This is a genomic window from Ruminococcus sp. zg-924, from assembly GCF_024433635.1.
Lineage (GTDB): Bacteria > Bacillota > Clostridia > Oscillospirales > Acutalibacteraceae > UBA7067.
On sequence record NZ_WNJZ01000009.1, the window covers coordinates 1 to 25,079 of the forward strand.

At 41.8% G+C, this 25,079-nt stretch carries 26 protein-coding genes and 1 tRNA gene; 18 read left to right on the forward strand and 9 right to left on the reverse strand.

The window, feature by feature from the left end; genetic code table 11:
* Positions 1-171: 171 nt before the first annotated feature.
* Positions 172-999 (reverse strand): zinc-ribbon domain-containing protein, encoded by an 828-nt coding sequence (locus tag GMA13_RS05435; protein WP_255884469.1) that lies wholly within the window; start codon positions 997-999, stop codon positions 172-174.
* Positions 1,000-1,161: 162 nt separating this feature from the next.
* Between GMA13_RS05435 and GMA13_RS05440 the strand changes: the two genes are divergently transcribed.
* The 4 genes from GMA13_RS05440 (at position 1,162) to GMA13_RS05455 (ending at position 3,285) form a co-directional block, all read left to right on the forward strand.
* A tRNA-Gly gene (locus GMA13_RS05440) sits at positions 1,162-1,237 on the forward strand.
* A 62-nt stretch (positions 1,238-1,299) separates the two neighbouring features.
* A complete protein-coding gene (locus tag GMA13_RS05445; protein ID WP_255884470.1) occupies positions 1,300-2,130 on the forward strand; it encodes a PHP domain-containing protein in 831 nt (276 codons plus the stop codon).
* Positions 2,131-2,144: 14 nt separating this feature from the next.
* A complete protein-coding gene (locus GMA13_RS05450) occupies positions 2,145-2,402 on the forward strand; it encodes a TIGR03905 family TSCPD domain-containing protein (protein WP_255884471.1) in 258 nt (85 codons plus the stop codon).
* A 151-nt stretch (positions 2,403-2,553) separates the two neighbouring features.
* Positions 2,554-3,285 carry a hypothetical protein gene (locus GMA13_RS05455; protein ID WP_255884472.1) on the forward strand — a complete coding sequence of 244 codons (732 nt, stop codon included), beginning with the start codon at positions 2,554-2,556 and terminating at the stop codon, positions 3,283-3,285.
* 39 nt (positions 3,286-3,324) lie between these two features.
* Here GMA13_RS05455 and GMA13_RS05460 read toward each other — a convergent pair whose 3' ends face one another.
* Positions 3,325-3,891, reverse strand: coding sequence for a manganese efflux pump MntP family protein (locus GMA13_RS05460; RefSeq protein ID WP_255884483.1), 567 nt, complete (start codon positions 3,889-3,891; stop codon positions 3,325-3,327).
* Between the two features lie 150 nt (positions 3,892-4,041).
* Here GMA13_RS05460 and GMA13_RS05465 point away from each other — a divergent pair, with 150 nt between their 5' ends.
* The 5 genes from GMA13_RS05465 (at position 4,042) to sigG (ending at position 8,235) form a co-directional block, all read left to right on the forward strand.
* Complete coding sequence (locus tag GMA13_RS05465) at positions 4,042-4,245, forward strand: LPXTG cell wall anchor domain-containing protein (RefSeq protein WP_255884473.1); 204 nt, start codon at positions 4,042-4,044, stop codon at positions 4,243-4,245.
* A gap of 61 nt (positions 4,246-4,306) precedes the next feature.
* Positions 4,307-5,140 carry a purine-nucleoside phosphorylase gene (locus GMA13_RS05470; protein WP_255884474.1) on the forward strand — a complete coding sequence of 278 codons (834 nt, stop codon included), beginning with the start codon at positions 4,307-4,309 and terminating at the stop codon, positions 5,138-5,140.
* Positions 5,133-6,104, forward strand: coding sequence for an adenosine deaminase (gene add / locus GMA13_RS05475; RefSeq protein WP_255884475.1), 972 nt, complete (start codon positions 5,133-5,135; stop codon positions 6,102-6,104). Before GMA13_RS05470 ends, add begins: the two co-directional genes overlap by 8 nt.
* Positions 6,105-6,124: 20 nt before the next feature.
* On the forward strand, positions 6,125-7,387 hold the full coding sequence (locus GMA13_RS05480) for a DNA recombination protein RmuC (protein ID WP_255884476.1): 1,263 nt from the start codon (positions 6,125-6,127) through the stop codon (positions 7,385-7,387).
* Between the two features lie 62 nt (positions 7,388-7,449).
* Entirely contained in the window at positions 7,450-8,235 is a 786-nt protein-coding gene (gene sigG / locus GMA13_RS05485) for an RNA polymerase sporulation sigma factor SigG (protein WP_255884477.1), read from the forward strand.
* A gap of 94 nt (positions 8,236-8,329) precedes the next feature.
* Here the strand turns inward: sigG and GMA13_RS05490 are convergent, their stop codons facing one another.
* From GMA13_RS05490 to yajC, 5 genes are all read right to left on the reverse strand, one after another.
* On the reverse strand, positions 8,330-11,011 hold the full coding sequence (locus GMA13_RS05490) for an ABC transporter permease (RefSeq protein ID WP_255884478.1): 2,682 nt from the start codon (positions 11,009-11,011) through the stop codon (positions 8,330-8,332).
* Entirely contained in the window at positions 10,986-11,882 is an 897-nt protein-coding gene (locus GMA13_RS05495; RefSeq protein ID WP_255884479.1) for an ABC transporter ATP-binding protein, read from the reverse strand. The genes GMA13_RS05490 and GMA13_RS05495 overlap by 26 nt, the downstream gene beginning before the upstream one ends.
* The gene (locus tag GMA13_RS05500) at positions 11,879-12,256 is read right to left on the reverse strand and encodes a GntR family transcriptional regulator (protein WP_255884480.1); all 378 of its coding nucleotides are present in this window, start codon (positions 12,254-12,256) and stop codon (positions 11,879-11,881) included. Before GMA13_RS05500 ends, GMA13_RS05495 begins: the two co-directional genes overlap by 4 nt.
* A 174-nt stretch (positions 12,257-12,430) precedes the next feature.
* Positions 12,431-12,814, reverse strand: coding sequence for a TIGR04086 family membrane protein (locus tag GMA13_RS05505; protein ID WP_255884481.1), 384 nt, complete (start codon positions 12,812-12,814; stop codon positions 12,431-12,433).
* 80 nt (positions 12,815-12,894) lie between these two features.
* Complete coding sequence (gene yajC / locus GMA13_RS05510; RefSeq protein ID WP_255884482.1) at positions 12,895-13,347, reverse strand: preprotein translocase subunit YajC; 453 nt, start codon at positions 13,345-13,347, stop codon at positions 12,895-12,897.
* A gap of 211 nt (positions 13,348-13,558) precedes the next feature.
* Here yajC and GMA13_RS05515 point away from each other — a divergent pair, with 211 nt between their 5' ends.
* The gene (locus GMA13_RS05515; protein WP_255910568.1) at positions 13,559-14,497 is read left to right on the forward strand and encodes a DDE-type integrase/transposase/recombinase; all 939 of its coding nucleotides are present in this window, start codon (positions 13,559-13,561) and stop codon (positions 14,495-14,497) included.
* A gap of 97 nt (positions 14,498-14,594) precedes the next feature.
* Here GMA13_RS05515 and tgt read toward each other — a convergent pair whose 3' ends face one another.
* Both tgt and queA read right to left on the reverse strand, forming a co-directional pair.
* Positions 14,595-15,725, reverse strand: a complete 1,131-nt coding sequence (tgt, locus tag GMA13_RS05520; RefSeq protein ID WP_255883615.1) for a tRNA guanosine(34) transglycosylase Tgt — start codon at positions 15,723-15,725, stop codon at positions 14,595-14,597.
* Positions 15,726-15,737: 12 nt separating this feature from the next.
* Complete coding sequence (gene queA, locus GMA13_RS05525) at positions 15,738-16,769, reverse strand: tRNA preQ1(34) S-adenosylmethionine ribosyltransferase-isomerase QueA (protein WP_255883614.1); 1,032 nt, start codon at positions 16,767-16,769, stop codon at positions 15,738-15,740.
* A gap of 180 nt (positions 16,770-16,949) precedes the next feature.
* On the opposite strand from queA, the gene asd reads away from it, so the two are divergent.
* From asd to GMA13_RS05565, 8 genes are all read left to right on the forward strand, one after another.
* Positions 16,950-18,026 (forward strand): aspartate-semialdehyde dehydrogenase, encoded by a 1,077-nt coding sequence (gene asd, locus GMA13_RS05530; RefSeq protein ID WP_255883613.1) that lies wholly within the window; start codon positions 16,950-16,952, stop codon positions 18,024-18,026.
* Positions 18,027-18,048: 22 nt separating this feature from the next.
* Positions 18,049-18,939, forward strand: coding sequence for a 4-hydroxy-tetrahydrodipicolinate synthase (dapA, locus tag GMA13_RS05535; protein ID WP_255883612.1), 891 nt, complete (start codon positions 18,049-18,051; stop codon positions 18,937-18,939).
* Between the two features lie 28 nt (positions 18,940-18,967).
* The gene (dapB, locus tag GMA13_RS05540) at positions 18,968-19,726 is read left to right on the forward strand and encodes a 4-hydroxy-tetrahydrodipicolinate reductase (RefSeq protein ID WP_255883611.1); all 759 of its coding nucleotides are present in this window, start codon (positions 18,968-18,970) and stop codon (positions 19,724-19,726) included.
* Positions 19,727-19,741: 15 nt separating this feature from the next.
* Complete coding sequence (locus tag GMA13_RS05545; RefSeq protein WP_255883610.1) at positions 19,742-20,197, forward strand: ACT domain-containing protein; 456 nt, start codon at positions 19,742-19,744, stop codon at positions 20,195-20,197.
* 136 nt (positions 20,198-20,333) lie between these two features.
* Complete coding sequence (locus GMA13_RS05550) at positions 20,334-22,553, forward strand: RNA degradosome polyphosphate kinase (protein WP_255883609.1); 2,220 nt, start codon at positions 20,334-20,336, stop codon at positions 22,551-22,553.
* Positions 22,554-22,556: 3 nt separating this feature from the next.
* Positions 22,557-23,636, forward strand: a complete 1,080-nt coding sequence (locus GMA13_RS05555; protein WP_255883608.1) for a 6-phosphofructokinase — start codon at positions 22,557-22,559, stop codon at positions 23,634-23,636.
* 74 nt (positions 23,637-23,710) lie between these two features.
* Complete coding sequence (locus tag GMA13_RS05560) at positions 23,711-23,938, forward strand: DUF3343 domain-containing protein (protein WP_255883607.1); 228 nt, start codon at positions 23,711-23,713, stop codon at positions 23,936-23,938.
* Positions 23,935-25,074: an aminotransferase class V-fold PLP-dependent enzyme gene (locus tag GMA13_RS05565; RefSeq protein WP_255883606.1), complete on the forward strand. Its 1,140-nt coding sequence runs from the start codon at positions 23,935-23,937 to the stop codon at positions 25,072-25,074. The genes GMA13_RS05560 and GMA13_RS05565 overlap by 4 nt, the downstream gene beginning before the upstream one ends.
* Positions 25,075-25,079: the final 5 nt, after the last annotated feature.

Below are 25,079 nucleotides of genomic sequence, written 5' to 3' on the forward strand. Positions count from 1 at the left end.
ATGGTGTTCTCGCATATCCATTATAACACCTATTTTGAATTCTGCACTATATACTTTGTTTTTTCTTCCTGTTTTACCCATAAAAATATGCACCTCCAAAAGTGTCTAACTTTTGGGGTGCATATCACACTTGAAGTGTCCCTTTTGAAATGCAGTTAGCTTTTTAGCACATTACAATAGATTTTCCGTAGCTTCAGGAAAAGTAATATCAACCTGCGGCTGAGTCGGTGCATCAGTTATCGGTATAGTCGGCGCATCAGTTTCTGGTATTGTCGGTGGCTCCGTCTGGGGTTCAGTCTGAGGTTCGGTTTGCGGTTGAGTCGGTTCGTCTGTTGTCGGCTCTGTCGGCTCAAAAGTTGGTGCTTCTGTTTCAGACTGTGATTCGGCTTGTGTTTCAGATACTGATGTAACAGCTGTCGGCGTTGTTGGGGAATTATTTCCGTTTTTATTTCCCATAAATGCGAATACAAAAACCACTGTTGCTATCACAACAACTGCTGCAACAATTGCAGTTACAATGATAGGAGCTTTACCGCTCTTCTTTTTATTTACCGGCTGTGAGCGTGTATACGGCGAAGGAGTCGGCGTGTATTCCTCCTCAATAGGGGAATCGTAGCCGTCATTATATCTTGATACATCATATCCGCAATACGGACAAACACTCCGGCCCTTATTAAGCGGTTGATTGCAGTTAGGGCAAACCTTCCTTATGTATGGTTCTTTCTGCTTGTTTTCTCTTTTAGGGGTGTTGCTCGTGTTTTTCACTGTGGTGCTTTGCGTGTTTTCAATAGTAGACTGCGAGTGACTGTAAATGTTGTTGTCGGAGCTGTCATCGCTGAAGTTATGCACGGCTGAGAAATCAATCGGGTTTTCGTCAAAGTCATCGTCAAAGTAGCCGTCATTATATTCACTCTTATCTTCCTCAACTCGTGTACCGCAGTTAGAGCAATATTTCTCGCCTTCCTTAATTGCGGCGTTGCAATTGCTGCAAAATCTCATATATACCATTCCTTCCTTTGGTGTGCTATATTTAAATATACACTTTATTTTCCTGTGTGTCAAACAGAATAATGTCAAAAGAATGTAGTGCTAATTAAAGCAAATTTATTCTTGACAAATTTCAACGTTTATTGTATAATATTCAGAGTAATCACGCCACTTGCGGATGTAGCTCATCTGGTAGAGCGCCACCTTGCCAAGGTGGAGGTAGCGAGTTCGAGCCTCGTCATCCGCTCCATATTTCATTTGACGGATAGAGCTTGCTCTATCCTATTTTTATACGATAAAGGAGGGGTAAAAATGGCGGCAGATTTGCATTGCCACACAAAATTATCGGACGGAAGCGTTCCCGTTGACGAGCTAATTACGCTTGCAAAGGGCAGTGGTCTTACTGCGATAGCACTTACCGACCACGATACATTCAGTGGAGTAAAAACGGCTCAGACTCTTGGAGCACAGGCGGGGCTTGAGGTTATTCCGGGCGCTGAAATATCCTGCTTTGACAATAAAAGGCACAGGCTTGTTCATATACTTTGTTATTATCCCGACAAGCCGGAAATGTTCGATTCACTATTTGACGCTATTGCAAAAAGCAGAAAAAAAGAGGTAACGATTGCCCTTGAAAAAATAATGAAGTATTATCCAATAACTCACGAAATGGTTCAGCGCAGAGCACAGGGCAGTGTTACAATCTTCAAACAGCACATTATGCATACACTGCTTGATGCCGGCTATACAGATAAAATCTACGGTGAGCTTTATAAGGAGCTGTTTGGCTACAAAACAGGAATAGCAAGAACGAATATCGAATATCCCGACGCTTTTGAAATACTTGATATGATTCATAAGTCCGGTGCGGTTGCCGTTCTGGCTCATCCGTCTGTCTACGATTCTCTTGACCTTTTGCCTGAGCTTGCCGAAAAGGGACTTGACGGAGTAGAATATAATTTCCCACGCAGAAAACCCGGTGAAGATAAAGTTCTTGACGATATTGTAAAGAATTATGATTTAATCAAAACAGGCGGCACAGATTTTCACGGTGGCAGTACAAGCCAAGTTCATCCTATTGGTACCTGTACAACAGATGAAGGGCAGCTGTTAAAACTTAAGAAACTAAAAAATATTATTTGATAGGAGAATGCAATATGAAATTTAAGTATAGTCCGAGAGGCGTATGCTCACAAGTAATTGAGCTTGATATGGAAGGTAATATAATTAAGAACGTAAAATTCTACGGCGGATGTAACGGTAACCTTAAGGGTATTGGTTCTCTCGTTCAGGGAATGAAGGCAGAGGAGGTTATCAAACGCTGCGAAGGTATTTGCTGCGGAATGAAATCAACCTCTTGTCCGGATCAGCTTGCAAAGGCGCTGCAACAGTATCTTGCAAGCAACCACGAATAATAATTTGCTGTTTTTGGATATCCTCTATTGTCTTGCAACATAGAGGATATTATTTTGTTTAAAGACCGTTTTATTGTACATTAATTGTGATATTATACTGTTAAGCTAAAGAAAGCGCATAAATTAATCCGAGTAAAATGGAGGAGCAATTATGAGCGGTAAATTCATGCTAACGCCGAATGACGGGAATAAGGCAGAAGAAAAAAACGAGAATAAGAAGAAAGCTGAATTTGATAAGGCAAAATTCGAATTAATATCTGCTGTTGCAATAATGTTCTTTGCAGGCGGAGCGTATATATTTTTTGCATACTTAATTGTTCGCATACTTTTTGAAGATTTGGATGAAAACAGCGCAACAGGCTTTGTTCGCTTTGTTATTATTGCGGTAATAACAATAGTCGGAATTTTAGGTCTGTTTGGCACTGTCACAGGTGTCACCGGAAGCTACAGAGAATATAGAGAAAAACGCAGTGCGTATTTTAATTCTGCGTCAAATTCTGATGAAACAGCGGCTAAAATCAGCAGTAATATGTTTATTAAGATACTCATTATTGGCGTCGCTATTACATTGATATTTGTTGTTTTTATTAGCATATATTCAAATAAATTAGATACAATTCATCAAGAAAAAGAGCATGCCGATTCAACGGTGAGCAACATACTCAAATCTCACAGCAATTCATCGACTTCTTCGTATTATCAATATCATTCAAGCAGTAAATCCTCGTCAAGCTATAAGCCGAACAAAAGCAGTAAATCCTCTTCAGGCGATGACCCGTTCAATGCAAAAGACTATTGTGACCCCGATGATTTTTACCATGATTATTATGATGATTTTTACGATTATGAGGACGCTGAGGATTATTATTATGAACATCAATAAAATACGCTCCTCTTGCATAAGAATACAGAGGAGCGTGCTTTAAAAGCTAATTATGCCAAGGTGTTCAAGCAGTATTTTAACACCCATCAAAATCAATATCACACCGCCGGCGATTTCAGCCTTGTTCTTGAATTTTGTCCCGAAAAGGCTTCCGAGTTTTATTCCGACAGATGAGAAGATAAAGGTTATTATACCGATAAATATTACGGCATACCATATGTTTACGTCAAGGAAAGCGAATGTGATTCCTGCCGCAAGTGCGTCAATGCTTGTTGCGACTGCCAAAAGAAGCATATTTTTTGCGTCCATTGCCGAATCAGTTGACTCCTCCTCGTCGGAGAGTGCTTCCTTAATCATTTTTGCTCCAAGCAGGAACAGAAGCACAAAGGCTATCCAATGGTCAAATGCGGATATGTAGTCCTTGAACCAGTAGCCACAGAAAAAGCCAATTGTCGGCATAAGCGCCTGAAATCCTCCAAACCAGAGTCCGGCCTTTACACTGTGTCTAAGCCGTACATTCTTAAGCGCAAGACCCTTGCATATCGAAACTGCGAAGGCGTCCATTGACAATCCAACAGCAATAAAAAATAACTCTAAAATGCCCAGCTTTATACATTCCCTTCTGATATACGTGTGAATTACATTTTACCTATTTTGTATCATGGTGTCAATAGGCACTATAAGTTTATATAAAATTATTGAAATTTCGATTGTTAAATGATATAATATCAACATAAAACATAGGAGGTTTATGAAATGAAGTTGAAAAAAATTCTTATTCCTTTATTTTCCCTTTTAGCAATAATAATGTCGGCGGTTACAGCCTCAGCAGCTAATGCAGAAAAAGCTGTAACACCCACAGGTGATGAAACAAATGTGTTTTTGATTGTTGCAATTCTTGTAGCCGCAGTCGCAGTTGCGGTTGTTGTAATTGTGCTTGGTAAAAAGAATAATAAATAATTATCGGACTACGGGAACGGCTTAGCCGTTCCTTTTCTAATTAAGAACAAGGCGTGATGAAATGAACGAACAAGTTATATTGTCAAAAAACTGTAAGCTGATAGCCGGTAAAATGCCTTTTGCCCCAAAGACCGCTCTTGTACTCGGTTCCGGACTGGGAGGACTTATTAAAGAAAATGATATTAAGTTCAGCATAGGCTATGACAAGCTTGAGGGTATGCCTGTATCAACTGTTGACGGGCACAACGGAAGGTTCGTTTTTGCAAGACTCGGCGGTGTTCCGGTTGTTGCAATGCAGGGGAGAGTTCATCTTTATGAGGGTTACACTGCGCAGGAGGTTGTTCGCCCGATACGCCTTATGGGTATGCTCGGAGCAAATAAGCTAATACTCACTAATGCGGTAGGCGGCATAAACAAAGCTTTTTCCTGCGGCGATTTGATGATCATAACTGACCATATTTCAAGCTTTGTACCATCTCCGCTTATTGGTGAAAACTGTGATTTCCTCGGAACACGTTTTCCTGATATGAGCGAGGTGTATTCAAAAAATCTGCGTGCTGTTGCCCTGAGTTCTGCTGAAAATCTCGGTTTAAAGCTGAAACAGGGTGTGTTCGTCCAAACAACAGGCCCAAATTATGAAACGCCTGCCGAGATAAAAATGTATTCGCTTTTGGGTGCGGACGCAGTTGGAATGAGCACCGCTGTTGAAGCTATGGCGGCTGTGCATATGGGTATGTCGGTATGCGGTATAAGCCTTATAACAAATGCGGCGGCAGGTATAAGCGATAAGCCGCTGTCGCACAGTGAGGTTAAGCTTGAAGCTGATAAGGCGGCGCAGAAGCTTTCTAATCTCATCATTGACATTATAAGCAATTTGGGTGAAATATATGACTGATTTACACTTGCATCTTGACGGCTCTTTGCCGATAAAAACGATTATTAAGCTTGCAAGGCTGCAAAATATAACACTGCCGAGTGAGGACGAAAAAACGCTTAAAAAATACCTTACGGTAAGCCCGTCAGCGCAGAGCCTGAACGATTACCTCAAATGCTTTGATTTGCCGCTTGAGCTTCTGCAAAGTTGTGGGGCTGTTGAGCTTTCGGTGTATGAGCTTATATGCGAGCTGACAAGACAGGGGATAATATACAGCGAAATCCGTTTTGCACCCCAACTGCACACAAGGCGGGGCTGTACTCAGCGCAAAATCATTGAAGCGGCAATCAAAGGACTTGAAAAAGCGGAAAGGGATTTTAACACAAAATCAAACCTCATACTATGCGCTATGCGTGGAGGCAGTGATGAGGATAACCTGTTGACTGTCCGCCTTGCCGCTGAATATTTAAACTGCGGCGTGTGTGCTTTAGACCTTGCAGGAGCAGAGGCTTTGTACAAAACCGAGCTTTACAGCGGTGTTTTTGCACTTGCAAAACAGCTTGATATACCGTTTACAATCCACGCAGGAGAAGCTGACGGGGCGCAAAGCGTGAAAGCAGCTGTTGACTTTGGTGCAAGGCGAATCGGACACGGTGTAGCGGCTGTAAATGATGTTGAGTTGATGTATGAAGTTAAGCGAAAAAATATTACAATAGAGTGCTGTACTACAAGCAATTTGCAGACAAGGGCGGTTGCAAGCCTTTCACAGCACCCTATTAAGGAATTCTTCAGGCTCGGAATCAACGTAACAGTAAACACCGACAATATGACAGTGTCGGACACCACAATAGATAAAGAGCTTTCAATTCTGTCAGAAATCATACCCGATATTTCAAGAGAAACCCTTATGCGAAACGCCATAAACGCCGCATTTTTAAGTGAAAAAGAAAAGGCAGAGCTTCTGGAGAAGATTTCAAATAAATAACAAATAAGCTTGGTGATAATATGAGTTTAGAGGCTGTTTTACTGATTATTCTTATTATATTGATTTTATGCTTTGGCGTTGGTTTGTACCTTGCTATCAAAAAGCAAGGCGGAGAGCATTACTGCGATGGCGTTTCAAAAGAGCTGTCACAGATTGAAAACAGGCTGAATATGCTCGACAGTGCAAACAGCGCACTGCGACAGGAGCTTTCTTCAATAGTGCAGATAAGCGTGAAGAATATGGGTGATATTTTGTCGCAAAGTCAGAGCGAAAGGCTTGTACAGCTTGAAAACAGACTAAAAACCTTTTCGCTTGAAAGCGAGCAAAAGCTTGAAAACATACGAGCGTCAATGGAGGTGCGACTTACAGACATTAAAAATGAAAACGCACGCTCACTTGAACAAATGAGAAAAACAGTGGACGAGAACCTGCAAAAGACGCTTGAGGAAAAAATGAGCCGTTCCTTTGCTCTTGTAAACGAAAGACTTGAACAGGTTTATAAGGGACTGGGTGAAATGCAGAGCCTTGCAAACGGAGTGGGTGACCTTAAAAAGGTGCTGTCAAATGTAAAGACAAGAGGAATTATAGGGGAATTGCAATTAGGTGCAATTTTAAAGGAAGTTCTCTCTCCCGAACAGTACGAGGAAAATGCAATAACAAAAAAGGGCAGCAAAAACTATGTTGAGTTTGCAGTTAAGCTGCCGCAGGACAGCGGCGAGTTTATATATCTGCCGATAGATTCAAAGTTTCCGGGCGATACATACAGCGCACTGTGCGATGCCTATGACAGCGGTGACAAACTGAGAATTGACGAGGCAAGAAAGCGCCTTCATGCAACGCTAAAGTCAGAGGCTAAGGACATCAGCGACAAATACCTTGACCCGCCGAATACAACGGATTTTGCAATAATGTTCCTGCCGTTTGAAGGCTTGTATGCCGAGGCGGTGAACAGCGGAATTGTTGAGCAGCTGCAAAGAAGCTATAAGGTGAATATTGCAGGGCCAAGCACAATGGCTGCACTTCTGAACAGCTTGCAAATGGGCTTTAAAACTCTTGCAGTTCAGAAGCAGAGCACTGAGGTGTGGAGAGTTCTCGGCAGCGTAAAGAGTGAATTTGACAAGTTCAACGATATTCTTGTGCTTACTCAGCAGAGAATTGAGCAGGCAAACGCAGAGCTTGACAAGCTTGTGGGAGTAAGAACAAGGCAGATAAGAAAGCGGCTGTCACAGCTTGACGAAATAGATATTCCTAAGTTTTCCGACAAAGCGGAAAATAACCAATAAAATGAATTTATTCCCCTTGTTAAGGCAATACTTGTTTTAAAGCCTTAACAAGGGGGATTTTTGTGCAGTACAAGAAGGTTGAAATCTGCGGTGTAAACACAAGCAAGATTAAGGTGCTTAAGGAAAAAGAAAAGCGTGAGCTTTTGAAGATTATCAACAGCGGCTCAAAATTAGAACGTGCAAGGGCAAGGGACGAAATGATAAACGGTAATCTGCGCCTTGTTCTGAGTGTTATTCAGCGCTTTACAAACCGTGGCGAAAATCTTGACGATTTGTTTCAGGTCGGCTGTATCGGCCTTATAAAGGCAATAGACAATTTCAACTGTGACTTAGATGTACGCTTTAGTACCTACGCCGTACCTATGATCATCGGGGAGGTCAGGCGCTATCTTCGTGACCATAATTTTATAAGGGTTAGCCGTAGTATACGTGACACAGCCTACAGGGCAATGCAGGTTAAGGAGCAGCTTACAAACCAAAACAACCGTGAGCCGACTATTGAGGAGATTGCAAAGGAGCTTGACACAACAAAGGAAAATGTTGTTCTTGCATTAGAGGCGGTTGTAGAGCCTGTGTCGCTCTATGAACCTGTGTTTTCAGACGGCAGTGACACAATCTGCGTTATGGACCAGATAGGCGACAATAACGATGACCGCAACTGGCTTGACGAAATTGCGATAAAGCAAGCTATGCTCAACCTGTCGGACAGAGAAAAGACAATAATAGGACTGCGCTTTTTCAAGGGCAAAACTCAAATGGAGGTTGCCTCTGAAATAGGAATATCTCAGGCGCAGGTCAGCCGAATTGAAAAGGGTGCCTTAAAGAAGATAAAGGACTCAACAAGTTAATAAGGATAGTCGCTCATTTTGGACAGCAAAAAGCGGGAGGAAAAACCTCCCGCTTTTTGCGATAATGTATTAAATGGGGTTAGGAAAAAGCTACTTAACCTGCTGTGAGAAATACATATGTATTATCCTTAACTTCGGCTTTAGAATTTATACAAGCACAAATGCCGGTTTCAGCAATATTAACCGGTGTTGTGTAAAGCTTTTCTTCATCACTGTAAGCCTGAATAACAAACGGATAATATACCTTGTTCTTATCTGTTTTGTCACGCAGGTTATAAAGCGTAATTTCGCCAAAATCATAGTCCTGTATTTTTGAGCCTGCATTGTAATAATACAGATTACCCTCACTGTCGGTATATACAACCCTGTAAGAAAGCTTATCGGCGTCTATGATTTCAACTTCATTAGGATATTCATAATTATCTGCATAATACAGATTACCTTCACTGTCGGTATTTGCAACCCTGTAAGAAAGCTTATCGGCGTTTATGATTTCAGCTTCATTAGGATATTCATCATAATTATCTTTGCCATATTCGTCTGCTTCTTCGTCCAAGAATAGCGTCATATCATAAAAAATTGAATGTTTACTGTCATAATCTGAGCCATCTTGTGTTGTTCTGTTCTGCAAATAATCTGTGCTTACATTATCAGGCAGGGTGAAGAACTGCTCTACAGCGTCCTCGCTCAACATTCCTGTTTTTGAATCAAGGAAATATTCACTTATGTCATTACTAATCATAGAGCCGTTACCGCAAAGAAGATTAAGACTTGTTGTGTAGCCGTACTCGGAAATTAGCTTTACACTGTTTTTGTATGACATCGGTAGGGTTATGTTAATTTTGCTGTCGCTTGAGCTTCTCTTTTCACGGTAGCTTAATACCATTTTGCAGTATATATTGTTTCCAAAGCTGTAATTATTTGGTGCATTGCTATTAATATCCGTGAGTATTGCCTTGCTCAATTCATCAACAAGCTTTGGTTGGGTTATGTTGCTGATGGAACCGCCGTACCAGTTAGGCTTGATTGAAAACATAGTAATGTCGCCGCTTTCACCGCTGAGCAGTGATTTTAGCTTTGCTGAATTTTCCTCTGAAGCAATAGCTTCAATTTCCTCAAGCTTGCCTGTCATATTAATATTGCAATAATAACCCTTTGAATATGTTCTTTCAACCGTTGTGCCGTCCTTCATATGATAGAGCAACTTCAGGCTTGTAGGATTTGTATAGAATGGGTTATCGGTGTTATATATTGAATCAACGTCGGGGTTTTCGAAGGTGTATCTTGACAAATATGAAGTATAAGGATCACCTAAGGTGTTAATATAATACGGTTTCGGGTTCACAGTATTCAGATTGTCAACAATCTCTTGATGCAATTCAATTGCCAAATTTATGCTTTTTTCGCCGCTGCAAACTATTGTATCGCTCTCATCAAGATAAACCGAATTATATAAGCCCATTCCGAAAAGCGAAAATGCAGTGCCTATACCGGTGTTTCCTGCAAACGGATTGCCACTATTTGTAATTTCAACCGAGCTTACCTTGTCTGATTGCGGAATATACTTGTCTGCGCCAAAGCCGCCGAATGCAAGGGAGGTGTAAAGCAGGCAAACGCACAATACAACAGCCGCATAGCTGATAAGAGATTTTGCAAAGCCCTTGAATCCTTTGTTGAATATAACTGTTGCAACAAGATGTGTGAGAAATGAAGTGATTATAAAAGCGATAAGGAACACTGCAAACGTAGTCCAAGCGCTGCTTTGAATTATTGCGGCAATATCGTTTGCGCTTGTATTATCAGAAATTCTGCTGATATACATTGTAAAGGTGAACATCAAGCTGACAAGCAAACCGATAGCCGCTGTTGCAATAAAGCGGATAATAACAGACGGCGCCTTAAACGCAAACGAATTCTGTGCTGATTCCGTCTTCCTTTTCTTTGTGAGAAAGTAACAGCCTATAAAGCTTGCCGCAATCAGAATTGCCCAAGCAACAAGCTGCTGCCAGTTCTCGGCAAAGAAATTGTATTCGTACTCTCCACCTCGGAAAAATGAAGCAATAATATTAATTATACCGCCCATCGAAGAACCGTATGGGGACAGAAAATTTGAGATAAGCGGAATTTGGTCAATATGCAGGTTTACGCCCGGTACTATACTTGAACCAAGTATAGAAAGCATAGCTATTGCAATAGGATATGCAAAGTTTATGAGCAATGTTGTTAATACTGTGTTAGCTGTTGTGCCGCAGCATACAGCCATAAACGCAGTAAAGGAATATGATGCTATAACTGAGATTAACACAATCAGACCTATTAACAATGTGTTTATAAAAAGATATGAACTATTCTGTATTGATGATACGCTAATCGTCATAAACGCAACAATCAGCATATTGATTATGTACGGAACTATTATCATAACTAAGCCGGTTGTATAGCGTGAGAAGAACAGGGTTCGCCTTGTACATGGCAAAGAGCCAAAAACATCAGCCTGACGCTTGTTGTGCAGATAGTCGAACATCATAACCGAGATGATAAAGGTCATTAACATTGTAACAATGGTTGAAAGTGATGCAAAGGTAAAGAATGTTACAGGGTTATTAAGTGTGCCGATAGAAATACTTGTAAGCGTTCCTATTACAGGGCTTGAAAACAGCAGGAGAGAGGCGTAAACAATAGCAAGCGCCTTGTGTTTCTTTAAGCTCCAAACGGCGATATTCATAAAATCGCTGAATTTTGTTTTTTTCTTAGCTGATAATGTTGCTGACGTCATAGCCTGCCACCTCCATTTCGTAAATAAATACTTCTTCAAGTGTAAGAGGTAATGCTTCAACAAACATTGGGTTCAGCGTGTGAAGCTTTGAGAGCACCTCGTCCTGAGCACCTCTGATTATCATATTGTAAAGCTGACCGTGCATATTGGCGTTTAGTATATCAAACTGCGACATATCGGCATTTGTCGGCGGTACGGAAAATGCCGCCTGCACCTTTGTAATGCCCATTTTTGTTTCGTCAAGCTCATTGTTGAATAAAACTTTTCCCTGATGCAGCAGGGCTACGTGGTCGCATAAATCCTCAAGCTCACGCAGGTTATGGGACGCAATTACAACGCTCATTCCGTTTGAAACATCTTCTATAATAAGCTTTTTGACAAGCATTCTTATAACGGGGTCGAGTCCGTCAAAAATTTCGTCGAGCAAAAGATGTCTCGGGCAACAGCTCAAAGAGAGTATAAGTGCTGCCTGCCTCTGCATACCTTTTGACATATTGATTATCCTTTGGTTTTGATTAATCGGGAACAATGAGCAGAGGTGGTTGTATTTTTCCTCACTCCAGCTTGTGTATAGCCTTCTGTAAAGGTCTGCTGTATTTCGTACAGTTGAATCGTTGTAGAAATACGGGTAGTCGCTTACAAAAAACACCTTACCCTTTGCGTCTGTGTTTTCAAAGCTGTCCTCACCGTCAATCAGAATTTCGCCGTCGTCAGCTTCAAATACTCCCGCAATAAGCCTCAGCATTGTCGATTTGCCCGAACCGTTTGAGCCGACAAGACCCAGCACGTTGCCGTTGTCAATTTTAAGGCTGATATCGTCAAGAGCTGCAAGAGAGCCGAACTTTTTAGTTACGCTGCATAGCTCAATCATAATGTGCCTCCTTCTTCCTCAAGGTACTCCTTTACTATTCTGTTAATGTCGTCCTTCGTTACGCCAATTTCCAAAGCCTTGCCAAGAGCCTCATTGATAAGCTGAGCCGCAGAGCTAAGCTTAAGCGCTTCAGGCGAGGCGCTGGGGGAGATGAACGAGCCTTTGCCTATTACTGAGTATGTAATATTGTCACGTTCAAGCATCTGATACACCTTTGCAACGGTGTTCGGGTTTACCCCAACGTCCTTGGCAAGCGCCCGGACCGTTGGCAGCTGTTCGTCAGGCTTAAGTACACCGAGTGCTACAAGCTTTACCACATTGCTGTAAAGCTGCTCATAAATTGGCTCTCGGCTGTCTAAATTTAACGAGAACATAACACCACCCTCTTTCTAAAGGTTTTCGTATTGTGTTTGCACCATTGTATTATAATGTACTATTACTAATGGTACAATTAGTATATTCCTTATTTTTCCGTTTGTCAATATGTTTTCTAATGAATTCTATAAAAAAAGCTGTACGGTTTTTCCGTACAGCCTGAAAATTTCATATCAGTGAAGCTTTTCTTTTTTGTTTACGCCAAATATTCCTCCAATTGCGCCGCTGAGTATCAATGCGGCAGCTTTGATTATTATCATAATTGACAGCGAAAAGCCGCCTGAGATAAGCGAGATTATAAGCTGAAGCAGCAACAGTATAACGCCGGTTGCGGCGCCTATAAATATGCCTGACTTTTTTACAAGCCGCCCCGCTATAAATCCGCCGACAAAACAGCTTGCACCGCTTAATACCGTAGTAAGGGTTGATATGATGTTGTCTGGTATGTAGCCTGCCTTTGTAAGCGCAAACGCCGTTATAAGAAAAAGCAGAATACATACTATAATCTCAGCTATACCGCCTATGACTATTCCCTTAACGCTTTTGTTCATCTCCATAAATTTACTCCCAACATAAAAATACCTATGAATTGTTTCTACAATCCATAGGTATTAATATTATCGGAAAATTATGACTCTTATTTTTCAGTCTTTTCAGATTTGCTTCTGCCGAAAATTCCCTTTGACTTTGTTTCCGTTGCTTTCTGAGGCTCATCCTTGATTGTGTCAACAGTTGAGATTGCCCAGCGCTTAAACTGCATCTTAACTCTGTCTGCACCTGTTTCAATAACAAATGAATCTGTTTCTTCCTTAATGCTGACAACTTTGCCCATTATGCCGCCGATTGTAGTAATCTCATCGCCGATTTCAAGGTTATCTCTCATTGCCTGCTCTTGTTTTTTCTTCTTTGAGTTCGGGCGAATCATAAAGAAATAGATAGCGCCGAAAATGGCAACGTAAACTAAAATCATTACCCACATACTCGAACCCCCGTTTGCGTTATTGGCGCCGTTTGCACCTGCCGGTGCGCAAGAGCAGAATGTGAGCATTGCAACAACTGCAACTGATAAAAGTGCTATAAGCTTTTTCAAGTTTTATCATCCTTTCATTAAAAAAACACTGTCGGCAACTATTATACCAATTTAGCGGCAATCTTTCAATAGCAAAACTCAATGTTTGCAAATTATTTTGTAGGATTACAATTGATGTGTTACAAAAAGCAAAAAAGTATAGCGAATAGAGACCCTCTGTGTTACAGTTAAGTTGCTAAACCAAAAAAGCAACAGGAGGAATCTATCCGCTATGAAAACTGTAACACAAACAATGAGGTATCGTCAAGCACTAATTTTGTATGCAAACAAATATGGGGTAACAAAAGCAGCAATCAGATACAAAACAAACAGGCAATATATCTATCGCTGGAAAAAAAGATATGACGGAACACTGCAAAGTCTTGCAGATCGTTCACACAGACCCAATAGCCACCCTAATCAGCACACAGAATCCGAGCTGAAACTAATATCAGATATGCGGAGAAGAAACCCAAATGCCGGTCTTGTGGTGTTTTGGGTGAAGCTAAGGCAAAGGGGTTATTCTCGTTCAATAACAGGACTTTACAGAGTTTTGAAGAGAACAAAGCAAGGAGCAGTAAAACCACCAAACCCAAAGTATATTCCTAAACCATACGAAAAGATGTTATTTCCCGGTCAGAGAGTTCAGATAGATGTTAAATTCGTACCGGATGCTTGTTTAGTAGGAGAAGCTAAAGGCAAGAAGTTTTATCAATACACAGCAATAGATGAATACTCAAGATTTCGCTATTTAGAGGCGTTTGAGGAGCACAGCACATATTCATCGACTCTGTTCTTAGAACACCTGATAGAAAAGTTTCCTTTTCCAATACAATGCGTACAGACCGACAATGGAGCTGAGTTTACAAAAAAACTTCTACCAACCAAAAATCCAACACCCACACTGTTTGAGGCTCGCCTCAAACAGTGTGGCATAGCTCACAAGCTCATTCGTCCATATACACCAAGACACAACGGCAAAGTGGAAAGGTCTCATCGCAAAGACAATGAATACTTTTATGCTACACACACCTTTTACTCATTTTACGACTTTAAAAAGCAATTAGCTGTTCACAGTAGAAAATATAACAAATTTCCTATGCGCCCTCTTAATTGGAAATCTCCTGCTGATTATATTAACGCTTTTATTTCTAATGGCGAAGTTTTCTAATTTTGTAACACATCATTGACAAACCTACAAAAACTCAATGTTTGCAAATTATTTTTCCAATAATTTAATGTTTATTTTGCTTTTAGGGATTGTTTTCTCAAATCCGGTTGCCGAGGACTTCAACTCCATGACTGTAATAGCTTTCAAAGCTTCCGTTATCGAGCGCATCTCTTATTTCCTTTAAGAGATTATTGTAAAAATATAGGTTGTGCATAACGGCAAGCCTCATTCCAAGCATCTCCTCACTCTTGAACAGATGGTGAATATATGCTCTGTCAAAGTGTTGGCAAACAGGGCAGTTGCATGAGGTGTCAAGAGGCAGAGTGTCGAGTGTGTACTTTGCATTTTTTATGTTCCTTATGCCTTCCTTTGTGAAAATCTGCCCGTGTCTTGCATTTCGTGTCGGCATTACGCAGTCAAACATATCAATTCCTCGGTGTACCGCTTCAAGAATATTTACAGGTGTGCCAACTCCCATTAAATACCTCGGCTTGTCCTTCGGCATTTCCTCGGTTAAAACGTCAAGAATATGGTACATAACCTCGGCAGGCTCTCCAACAGCAAGACCGCCGACAGCATAACCCGGCAGGTCAAGTTCAGATATTGCTTTCATATGGTCAAGTCGCAAATCATCGTATGTGCCGCCCTGATTGATGCCGAAAAGCATTTGCTCACGGTTTATGGTGTTTTCAAGTGAGTTAAGGCGGTCAAGCTCAGCTTTACAGCGCTTAAGCCAGCGTGTTGTACGTTCTATCGAGTTTTTAGTGTAGTCATACGGCGAGGGATTTTCAATACATTCATCAAATGCCATTGCAATGGTTGAGCCGAGGTTCGATTGAATCTGCATACTTTCCTCTGGTCCCATAAATATTTTCCGTCCGTCAATGTGGGAGTTAAAGTAAACTCCCTCTTCCTTAATATTACGGAGCTTAGCAAGTGAAAACACCTGAAAACCGCCGCTGTCTGTAAGAACAGGACCGTCCCAGCGTGTGAATTTCCTAATTCCGCCAAGCTTACGTACAACCTCATCGCTTGGTCGAAGGTGCAGGTGATATGTGTTGCAAAGCTGTACCTGACAGCCTAAGTCCTTAAGGTCAAGCGCAGATACGCCGCCCTTTATTGCGCCGCAGGTTGCAACATTCATAAAAAACGGTGATTGTATAACACCGTGAGGCGTTTCAAACATACCTCTGCGAGCGTTGCCCTCTGTTTTAATAATCTTGAACATCTCAAATCTCCCTTAGCGTATAAACATAGCGTCGCCGAACGAGAAGAAACGGTATTTTTCCTCTACGGCTATTTTGTATGCGTTCATTGTATTCTCATAGCCTGCAAAGGCGCTGACAAGCATAATGAGCGTGCTTTCGGGCAGGTGGAAATTTGTGATAAGCCCGTCGAGTACCTTGAATTTATAGCCGGGATAAATAAAAATCTCTGTACTGCCGACGTAAGGCTCAATTTTTCCGCCGTTTACAGACGCAGCGGCTTCAAGCGAACGGCAGCTTGTTGTGCCGACAGCGATAACACGTTTCCCTTTTTCCTTTGTGTCTGCAATCAGCCTTGCTGTGGCTGGCGGAATTTCAAAATGCTCGCTGTGCATCTTATGGTCGGTTATTTCCTCAGCCTTAACAGGGCGGAATGTGCCAAGACCGACATGAAGAGTTACAAAGCCTACGTTGACTCCCTTAGACTTGATTTTTTCGAGCAGCTCATTTGTAAAGTGAAGTCCTGCTGTCGGAGCGGCGGCAGAGCCAAGCTCACGGCTGTAAACCGTCTGATAGCGTTCCTGATCCTCAAGCTCCTGCGTTATGTACGGTGGCAGCGGCATTTTTCCGATTTTATCAAGAGAGGCAAAAAAGCCTTCCTCACCGTAAAAGAATTTGACAACTCTGTTTCCGTCATCGGTTACAGACAGAACCTCACAGCTCATTATCCCTTCGCCAAAGGTAAATTTTGTTCCGGGTTTTGCCTTTTTACCCGGACCCGCAAGACATTCCCAGATGTCGTTTTCAACCTGCTTTAACAGCAAAAACTCAACACAGGCGCCTGTCGGCTCCTTAATGCCGTAAATTCTCGCAGGCAAAACTCTTGAATCATTGAGTATAAGGCAGTCGCCAGGCTCTAACTCGTCAATAATATCGTAAAAGTGCTTGTGCTTTATTTTACCACTTTCTCTGTCAAGCAGTAAAAGCCTTGAGCTGTCACGAGGCTCAAGCGGAGTCTGAGCAATCAGCTCCTTCGGTAAATCATAATAAAAATCCCTGGTTTTCATAGAATTCCCTTTCAAACTTCCTCTAAAAAATTGACAACAGATAACATCATATGCTATATTATAGTGTAAAGAGATTATACGCAAAAGTGTATATGCTTTGCGTTACTTTATCTATTATATTTTATTTTGTCCTTGTTGACAACTTATTTTTTTCAAAGGATAGCTTAGGAGGAGTTTAAGATGAAGAAGTATAAGGTTGGTATAATTGGCGCAACAGGTATGGTTGGCCAGAGATTCTCTTTATTACTTGCCGACCACCCGTGGTTTGAGGTAACAACACTTGCTGCCAGCGCAAGAAGCGCAGGCAAAAAATATAAGGACGCAGTGGGCGAACGTTGGGCTATGACATCTCCGATTCCGGAGAAGCTTGCAGATATGGTGATACTTGACGCTTCAAATGTTGAAGAGGTAGCGTCAAATGTTGACTTCGTATTCTGCGCAGTTGATATGAAAAAGGATGAGATCAGAGCACTTGAGGAGAAATACGCAAAGGCTGAGTGTCCTGTTATTTCAAATAACAGCGCACACCGTTCAACTCCGGATGTTCCGATGATTATTCCGGAAATCAATGCAGACCACGCAAAAATTATTCCGGCGCAGAAAAAACGTCTTGGTACAAAAAGAGGCTTTATTGCCGTTAAGTCAAACTGCTCACTTCAGAGCTACGTTCCGGCAATTCACCCGCTTATGGACTTGGGCGTAACAAAGGTTCTTGCTTGCACATATCAGGCAATCTCAGGCGCAGGTAAAACCTTTAAGAGCTGGCCGGATATTGTTGATAACATTGTTCCGTACATTGGCGGTGAGGAAGAAAAGTCAGAGCAGGAGCCGCTTAAAATTTGGGGTAAAATCGAAGGCGATAAGATTGTAAACACACAAACACCTTCAATCACATCACAGTGCATCCGTGTGCCTATAAGCGACGGTCATACAGCGGCTGTGTTTGTATCATTTGAGAAGGAATGTTCGCTTGACGAGATTATCTCAAGATGGGAGAACTACAAGGGCAGAGCACAGGAGCTTAACCTTCCGAGCGCACCAAAGCAGTTCCTCCACTACTTCACAGAGCCTGATAGACCGCAGATTAAAACAGAGAGAAATCTTGAAAACGGTATGGCGGTTTCAATCGGCAGACTCAGAGAGGATTCACAGTATACAATTAAATTTGTTTGTATGTCACACAACACATTAAGAGGAGCAGCCGGCGGCGCAGTGCTTATGGCAGAGCTTTTGTGTGCTGAGGGATATATGGACTGATACTTTATCGGAGGTAAATTAAATGAATAACACTGTTTTTACAGGCAGCGGCGTTGCTATTATAACCCCAATGAACAGCGACGGCTCTGTAAACTACAATACCCTCGGGCAAATTATTGATTATCAGATAGAAAACGGTACAGACGCAATTATTACCTGCGGCACAACCGGCGAATCGGCAGTGCTTGACCACAAGGAGCATTGTGACGTTATTTCCTATACAATTGAAAGAGTAAACGGAGCAGTTCCGGTTATTGCAGGAACAGGCAGCAACGACACAAGGTATGCTGTTGAGCTTACAAGAACAGCTAAGGAGCTTGGCGCTGACGCTGTTTTATCGGTTACTCCGTATTACAACAAGACATCACAAAACGGTCTTATCAAGCACTTTATAACAATAGCCGACAGCACCGATATTCCGATGATTCTTTATAATGTTCCGTCAAGAACAGGCTGCAACATTCAGATTTCAACCTACAAGCAGCTTGCAAAGCACCAGAATATTGTTGCAACAAAGGAAGCAAGCGACAACGTAGGCTTGGCGGCTCAGATTATTTCTGAGTGCGGCGATGATCTTGACCTGTATTCAGGCTGTGATGATTTGACTGTTCCGCTTATGAGCATAGGCGGCAAGGGTGTTATCTCAGTATTCGCAAATGTAATGCCGAAGGAAATGCACGAGATAACCTCGTTAATGCTTGAGGGTAAGACTGCTCAGGCTGCACAGCTTCATTTGAAGTATTTAAAGCTTATGAACACTTTGTTCTGTGACGTTAACCCAATTCCGGTTAAGGAAGCTATGAATATGATAGGCTTTGACTGCGGTGAGTGCAGACTTCCGCTTTGCTCAATGACAGACGAGAAGAAGGCTCTTTTAAAGTCAGTGCTTGCTGAGTGCGGAATGATAAAATAAGATAATAAAATATAAGGATGATAAGGCAATGACTAGGATAATTCTTTGCGGCTGTAACGGCAAAATGGGGCAGGCAATTGTAAGGGCAGTAAGCGAGCGTGATGACTGTAAAATTGTTGCAGGTGTTGATATAATTACAAACTGCGGTTATGATTTTCCCGTGTTTGACGATTTTTCAAAGATTGACGTTGAAGCTGATGTTATAATAGATTTTTCAAATCCGGTAACTTTAAAAGGACTTTTAAAATATGCCGTTGAAAACAAGAAAAACGCCATTATATGCACAACCGGATATACTCAGGAGCAGATAGAGCAGATTAACGAGGCTTCAAAGTTTATCGGTATTTTCCGTTCGGGAAATATGTCAATAGGTATTAACCTGCTTATTGACCTTGTGAAAAAGGCAAAGTCAATTCTCGGTGATGCTTTTGATGTTGAAATTATCGAAAAGCACCATAACCAGAAAATTGATGCTCCAAGCGGTACAGCACTGATGATAGCAGACGCAATTTCTGAGGCTGCGGATTATGAGCCTCAGTACATTTATGACCGCCACGCATACCGAAAAAAGCGTGAGAAAAATGAAATCGGTATCCACGCTGTCAGGGGCGGTTCAATAGTCGGCGAGCATGAGGTAATCTTTGCAGGTCACGACGAGGTTATTTCAATAAAGCATCAGGCACAGTCCAAGGAAGTATTCGCCATAGGTTCAATTAATGCTGCTGTGTTTATGAATAACGTACCTGCCGGCGCATATGATATGAATGACCTTATAAAAGCAAAATAACGGGAGGGTTAATCAATGAACTCTAAAATCACTGTAAACGAGAATATTACCCTTATTTCACTTCACAATGTTTCGGCAAGTATGTCAGCCATAGCCGATATATTTGAAAAAATCGGCGAGATGGATATTGACGTTGACGTTATTTCTATGTCGCCGGTGCAAAGCGACCTTACAAGCCTTTCATTCACGGTAAATGACGAGGACACAATCAAGCTTTTGCAGTTTATCAAAACTCTGCCGGGATTATCTACAAAGCCAACGGTGAGCAGCGGAAATTACATAATTTCCGTTTTGGAAAATGCAATGGAAAATCAACCAGGCTTTGCATCAAAAATATTCCGTGCACTTGCACAGGTTAACACCGATATCCGTATAATCTCAACCTCGGAGATACAAATTTCAATGCTTGTTACCGAGGCTGACTTTAACTGCGCTTATGCAGCTATAACCGAGTGTGTAAAGAATATGTAAATATCAGGGCGTTGGAGTATTGTGTTCCAATGCCCTTTTGATTTTTATGCTTTGCAAATTCGTCTGGTAAATCAGACTGATAATATAGTGGGTATTAATTTTGAGTAGATTGAATTTTATTTGGAGATGATAAAAGATGTCAAAAAACAATGCTGAAAAAACAGAAAAGGAAATTATGAAGGAAGAAATCAAAATCGAAAAAGAAGAAAAAAAGCCTGAAGAAAAGGTTACCAAGGATAAGCATATGAAAAAAATGCCTTATAAGAACCGTGAGCTGAGCTGGCTTGATTTTAACAGCCGTGTGCTTGAGGAGGCAATGGAAAAGGAAAATCCGGTTATGGAAAAGCTTAATTTTCTTGCCATTACAGCCTCAAATCTCGACGAATTCTTTATGGTTCGTGTTGCAGGTGTGTTAGACCAAATTCATCATGGCACCAAGAAGAACGATCCGTCCGGATACACTCCGGAGCAGCTAATGCAAAAGCTGTCTGAGGAAATTCATGACTTCTCAAAGAGGCAGTACAGCTGTTTTTCACGTTCAATAATTCCGTCCCTTAAAAATAAGAATATGCACTTCTTAAGGGTTCGTGATATGAACGAAAAACAGCTTAAGTTCATTACAGAATACTTTAATAGATTTGTATTTCCCGTACTCACTCCGATGGCGGTAGATACAAGCCGACCGTTTCCGCTTCTTGCCAATAAAAGCCTGAACCTTGCTGTGCGCTTGTCCGATAAAGACGGCAACATATTTTTTGCTCTTGTTCAGGTGCCGTCAATTCTTCCAAGATTCCTTGAGCTTCCAAGTGCAGACGGCAGAGCCTTTGTACTTTTGGAGGACATAATAGCGCATTTTCTTTCGGAGCTTTTTGCACTTTATAATATTGACGCATACGCTCCGTTTAGAATTACAAGAGATTCCGACCTTGATATTGACGAGGAAACAGACGACCTTATGGAGGAAATTCAGAAGTCAATAAGGAAGAGGGAGAGAGGTGTTCCCGTTCGTCTTGAATTCTCAAAAAAGTGTGATAAGGAAATTCGCTCATTCCTCATTGATATGCTCAATGTGACGGAAAACGAGATTTACATTCAGGCGGGTCCTCTTGACTTAACCTTCCTGTCAAAATTTGCACGCATTGACGGCTGTGAGGATATGTGTTTTGAGCCGATTAAGCCTGTTAATCCTCCTGCTGAGTTCTATGGCTATTCCGATTTGTTCCAGGCTATAAGGGAAAAAGACAGACTTGTTCACCACCCATATGAGAGCTTCGACGTTGTTGTTAAATTCATAAAAAAGGCGGCAGAGGATCCGAGCGTGCTTGCGATTAAGCAAACTCTCTACCGTGTAAGCGGTAATTCGCCTATTATTGCAGCACTTATTAAGGCGGCTGAAAATGGTAAGCAGGTAACTGTGCTTGTTGAGCTTAAGGCGAGATTTGACGAGGAGAACAATATCCAGTGGGCTAAAAAGCTTGAAAAAGCAGGCTGTCACGTTATCTACGGCTTGACAGGACTTAAAACACACTGCAAAATATGCCTTGTTGTAAGACGTGAAGGAAACGTAATCCGTAGATACCTCCATATGGCAACAGGTAACTACAACGACAGCACCGCAAGATTTTACACTGACATTGGAATGTTTACCTGCCGTGAGGAGTACGGTGTTGATGCGTCATCTCTGTTCAATGTTCTGACAGGATATTCAGCACCGCCTGAGTACAACAAGTTTATTGTTGCTCCAAAGGGTATGCGCTCATTCTTTGAAGAGATGATTAAAAAGGAAACAGAAAACGCAAAGGCAGGGCTTCCTGCCGGAATAACGGCTAAGGTAAATTCACTTGTTGACCCAGAGATAATCAGACTTTTGTACGATGCATCAAACGCCGGTGTTAAGATTAATCTCATTGTTCGTGGCATATGCTGCCTGTGTGCAGGAGTTAAGGGTTACAGTGAGAACATTACGGTTTACAGTATTGTCGGTCAGCTTTTGGAGCACAGCCGAATTTTTCGTTTTGAAAACGCAGGCTACCCCTTGCTTTATATGGGCAGTGCAGACTGGATGCCGAGAAATCTGGACAGACGTGTGGAGCTTGTTTTCCCTGTTGAGGATCCGGACATAAAGCAACGCAGCTTTGAAATACTCGACATTATGCTTCACGATACCGTAAATGCAAGAATACAAAATCCTGATTCAACCTATACAATGGTTGATAAACGTGGCAAGCAAAGGATAAACAGCCAGATATATTTCTCAAAGCTTGCACATAAGGCTCAGAAGGACGCAAAGCATATAACAGCTGTTAAAACAATAGGCACGCCTATTTTACCGGCTGACAGAAAGGAGTTAAAATAAATTATGAAAAGAATCGGAATTTTAACAAGCGGCGGTGATTGTCAGGGACTTAATGCAACAATCCGTGCTGTAGGAAAATCGCTTTACAATTACTACGGAAATAAGGAAGTGGAAATTTACGGAATTATTGACGGTTACAGAGGTCTAATTTACGGCGAATACAGACTTATGAAGCAAAGCGATTTTTCAGGTATCTTAACGCAGGGCGGCACAATCCTCGGTACATCACGCCAGCCGTTTAAGCTTATGCGTGTAATAGACGAGAACAGTGTTGACAAGGTTGCGGCTATGAAAGATAACTACAAAAAGCTAAAGCTTGATTGCCTTGTAATTCTTGGCGGTAACGGAACACAGAAAACAGCGAACCTCTTAAGCGAGGAGGGGCTCAATGTTGTTTCTCTGCCGAAAACAATAGATAACGACCTTTGGGGAACAGATATGACATTTGGCTTTCAAAGCGCCGTTAATATTGCAACAAATGTTATCGACTGTATCCACACAACTGCAACATCTCACGGTCGAGTGTTCATTGTTGAGGTTATGGGCCATAAGGTTGGTTGGCTTACACTTTATGCTGGTATAGCAGGTGGTGCTGATGTTATCCTTATTCCTGAAATTCCTTACGATATTAATTCTGTAATCAAAACGGTTAAGCAGAGAACGGAAAACGGAAAGAACTTCTCAATTCTTGCCGTTGCCGAGGGTGCTATAACAAAGGAGCTTGCGGCTATGCCGAAAAAACAGAGAAAGGCGGCTGTTGCAGAAATGGCATATCCGTCAATCTCATACAAAATTGCTCATGAGGTTGAGCAGGCAACGGGACAGGAAACAAGAGTTACAGTGCCAGGTCATTTTCAGAGGGGCGGAAGTCCCTGTCCATATGACAGAGTGCTTTCAACTCGCTTTGGCACAAAGGCTGCTGAGCTTATTATTAACAAGCAGTATGGCAATATGGTAGCGCTAATTGATAACAAGGTTGTGCCTGTACCACTTAAAGATATAGCAGGAAAGCTCAAGACAGTTCCAAAGGATAGCGAGGTTATTGAAACCGCAAAGAAGATGGGCATAAGCTTCGGTGAATAAAACTTAATGACAAATTAACATCACTCACCTCTTTTTCATACTATATTAGTAAAATGAAAAAGAGGTGATTTATTTTGGATAAGCCATTAATCGTGCTTACCTCGATAACGCATGCTATGAAGGGCAAATCGCTTCTGCTTGGATATGGGATTTTTTCGGAAATTGTAAGAACGCCAAAAGGCAGAGGAGTAAAAAGCTGTGGTTACAGCCTGTATGTACCGCAGCGAACGGATGAAGCGCAGGCATTACTGAAGGAAAACGGAATTGCAGTGCTCGGAAGGGTGCAGGGTGATGTTAAATGATATACCTTGACAATGCTGCTACAACCTTTCCGAAACCGCAGTCGGTTGTTCGAGAGGTTAATGCGGCGCTTACACGCTACGGCGCAAATCCGGGCAGAGCAGGCCACTATATGGCAATGAAGGCAGGAAAAATGATTTACAACTGCAGGGTCAAGCTGTCACAGCTATTAAATGCAGGAAATGAGGAAAACGTGGTTTTTACGCTCAACTGTACACACAGCCTGAATATAGTGCTTAAGGGCCTTTTAAAGCCGGGCGACCACGTTGTTATAAGCGATTTGGAGCATAACTCTATTACCCGACCGCTTAAGAATATGGAGCGTGACGGCATAACCTTTACGCAGGCGGCGGTTTATGAAAATGATAACGATAAAACAGTTCAGTCATTTCGTGAAGCGATAAACGGCAGTACACGCCTTATAGCTTGCACACACGCTTCAAATGTATGGGGACTAAGACTTCCCGTCGAGCGGCTTGCGTCATTGGCGCACGAATACGGCGTTGAAATTTTAGTTGACGCCGCCCAAAGCGCAGGCGTATTGCCAATAGATTTTGAACAGTCGGGGATAGATTATCTTTGTATGCCGGGTCATAAGGGGCTTTACGGACCTACCGGAACAGGCGTAATGATTGCAAAAAATCCCGAAAAGCTAATGCCGATTATGCAGGGAGGTACGGGAAGCAGCTCAATATCAAACGAGCAGCCCAATTTTATGCCCGATAAATTTGAATGTGGCACAGCCAATGTTGCAGGGATAGCAGGACTTTTAAGAGGTGTGGAATTTGTTTCTTCAAAAACTCCTGAAAAGATTTTCAGCCACGAAATGAAGCTTACAAAAAAGTTGTATAATAGCCTTGCAAGTAACAAAAGGATAAGGCTTTATACTCAGTACCCAAACGAAAAATGCTATGCTCCGCTTTTATCCTTTAACATTGCGGACAAGGACAGCGAAACTGTGGCAAGAATTTTAAACTCTGATTACGGTATAGCCGTAAGGTCAGGCCTGCACTGTGCGCCAAGCGCTCATATTAAAATGGGGACACAGGAAATAGGCGCAGTAAGGGTGAGCCCGTCTGTCTTTACAAGTGAATATGATATTCAAAGATTTTTAAATGCGGTAAATAAAATTAGATAAAGGTA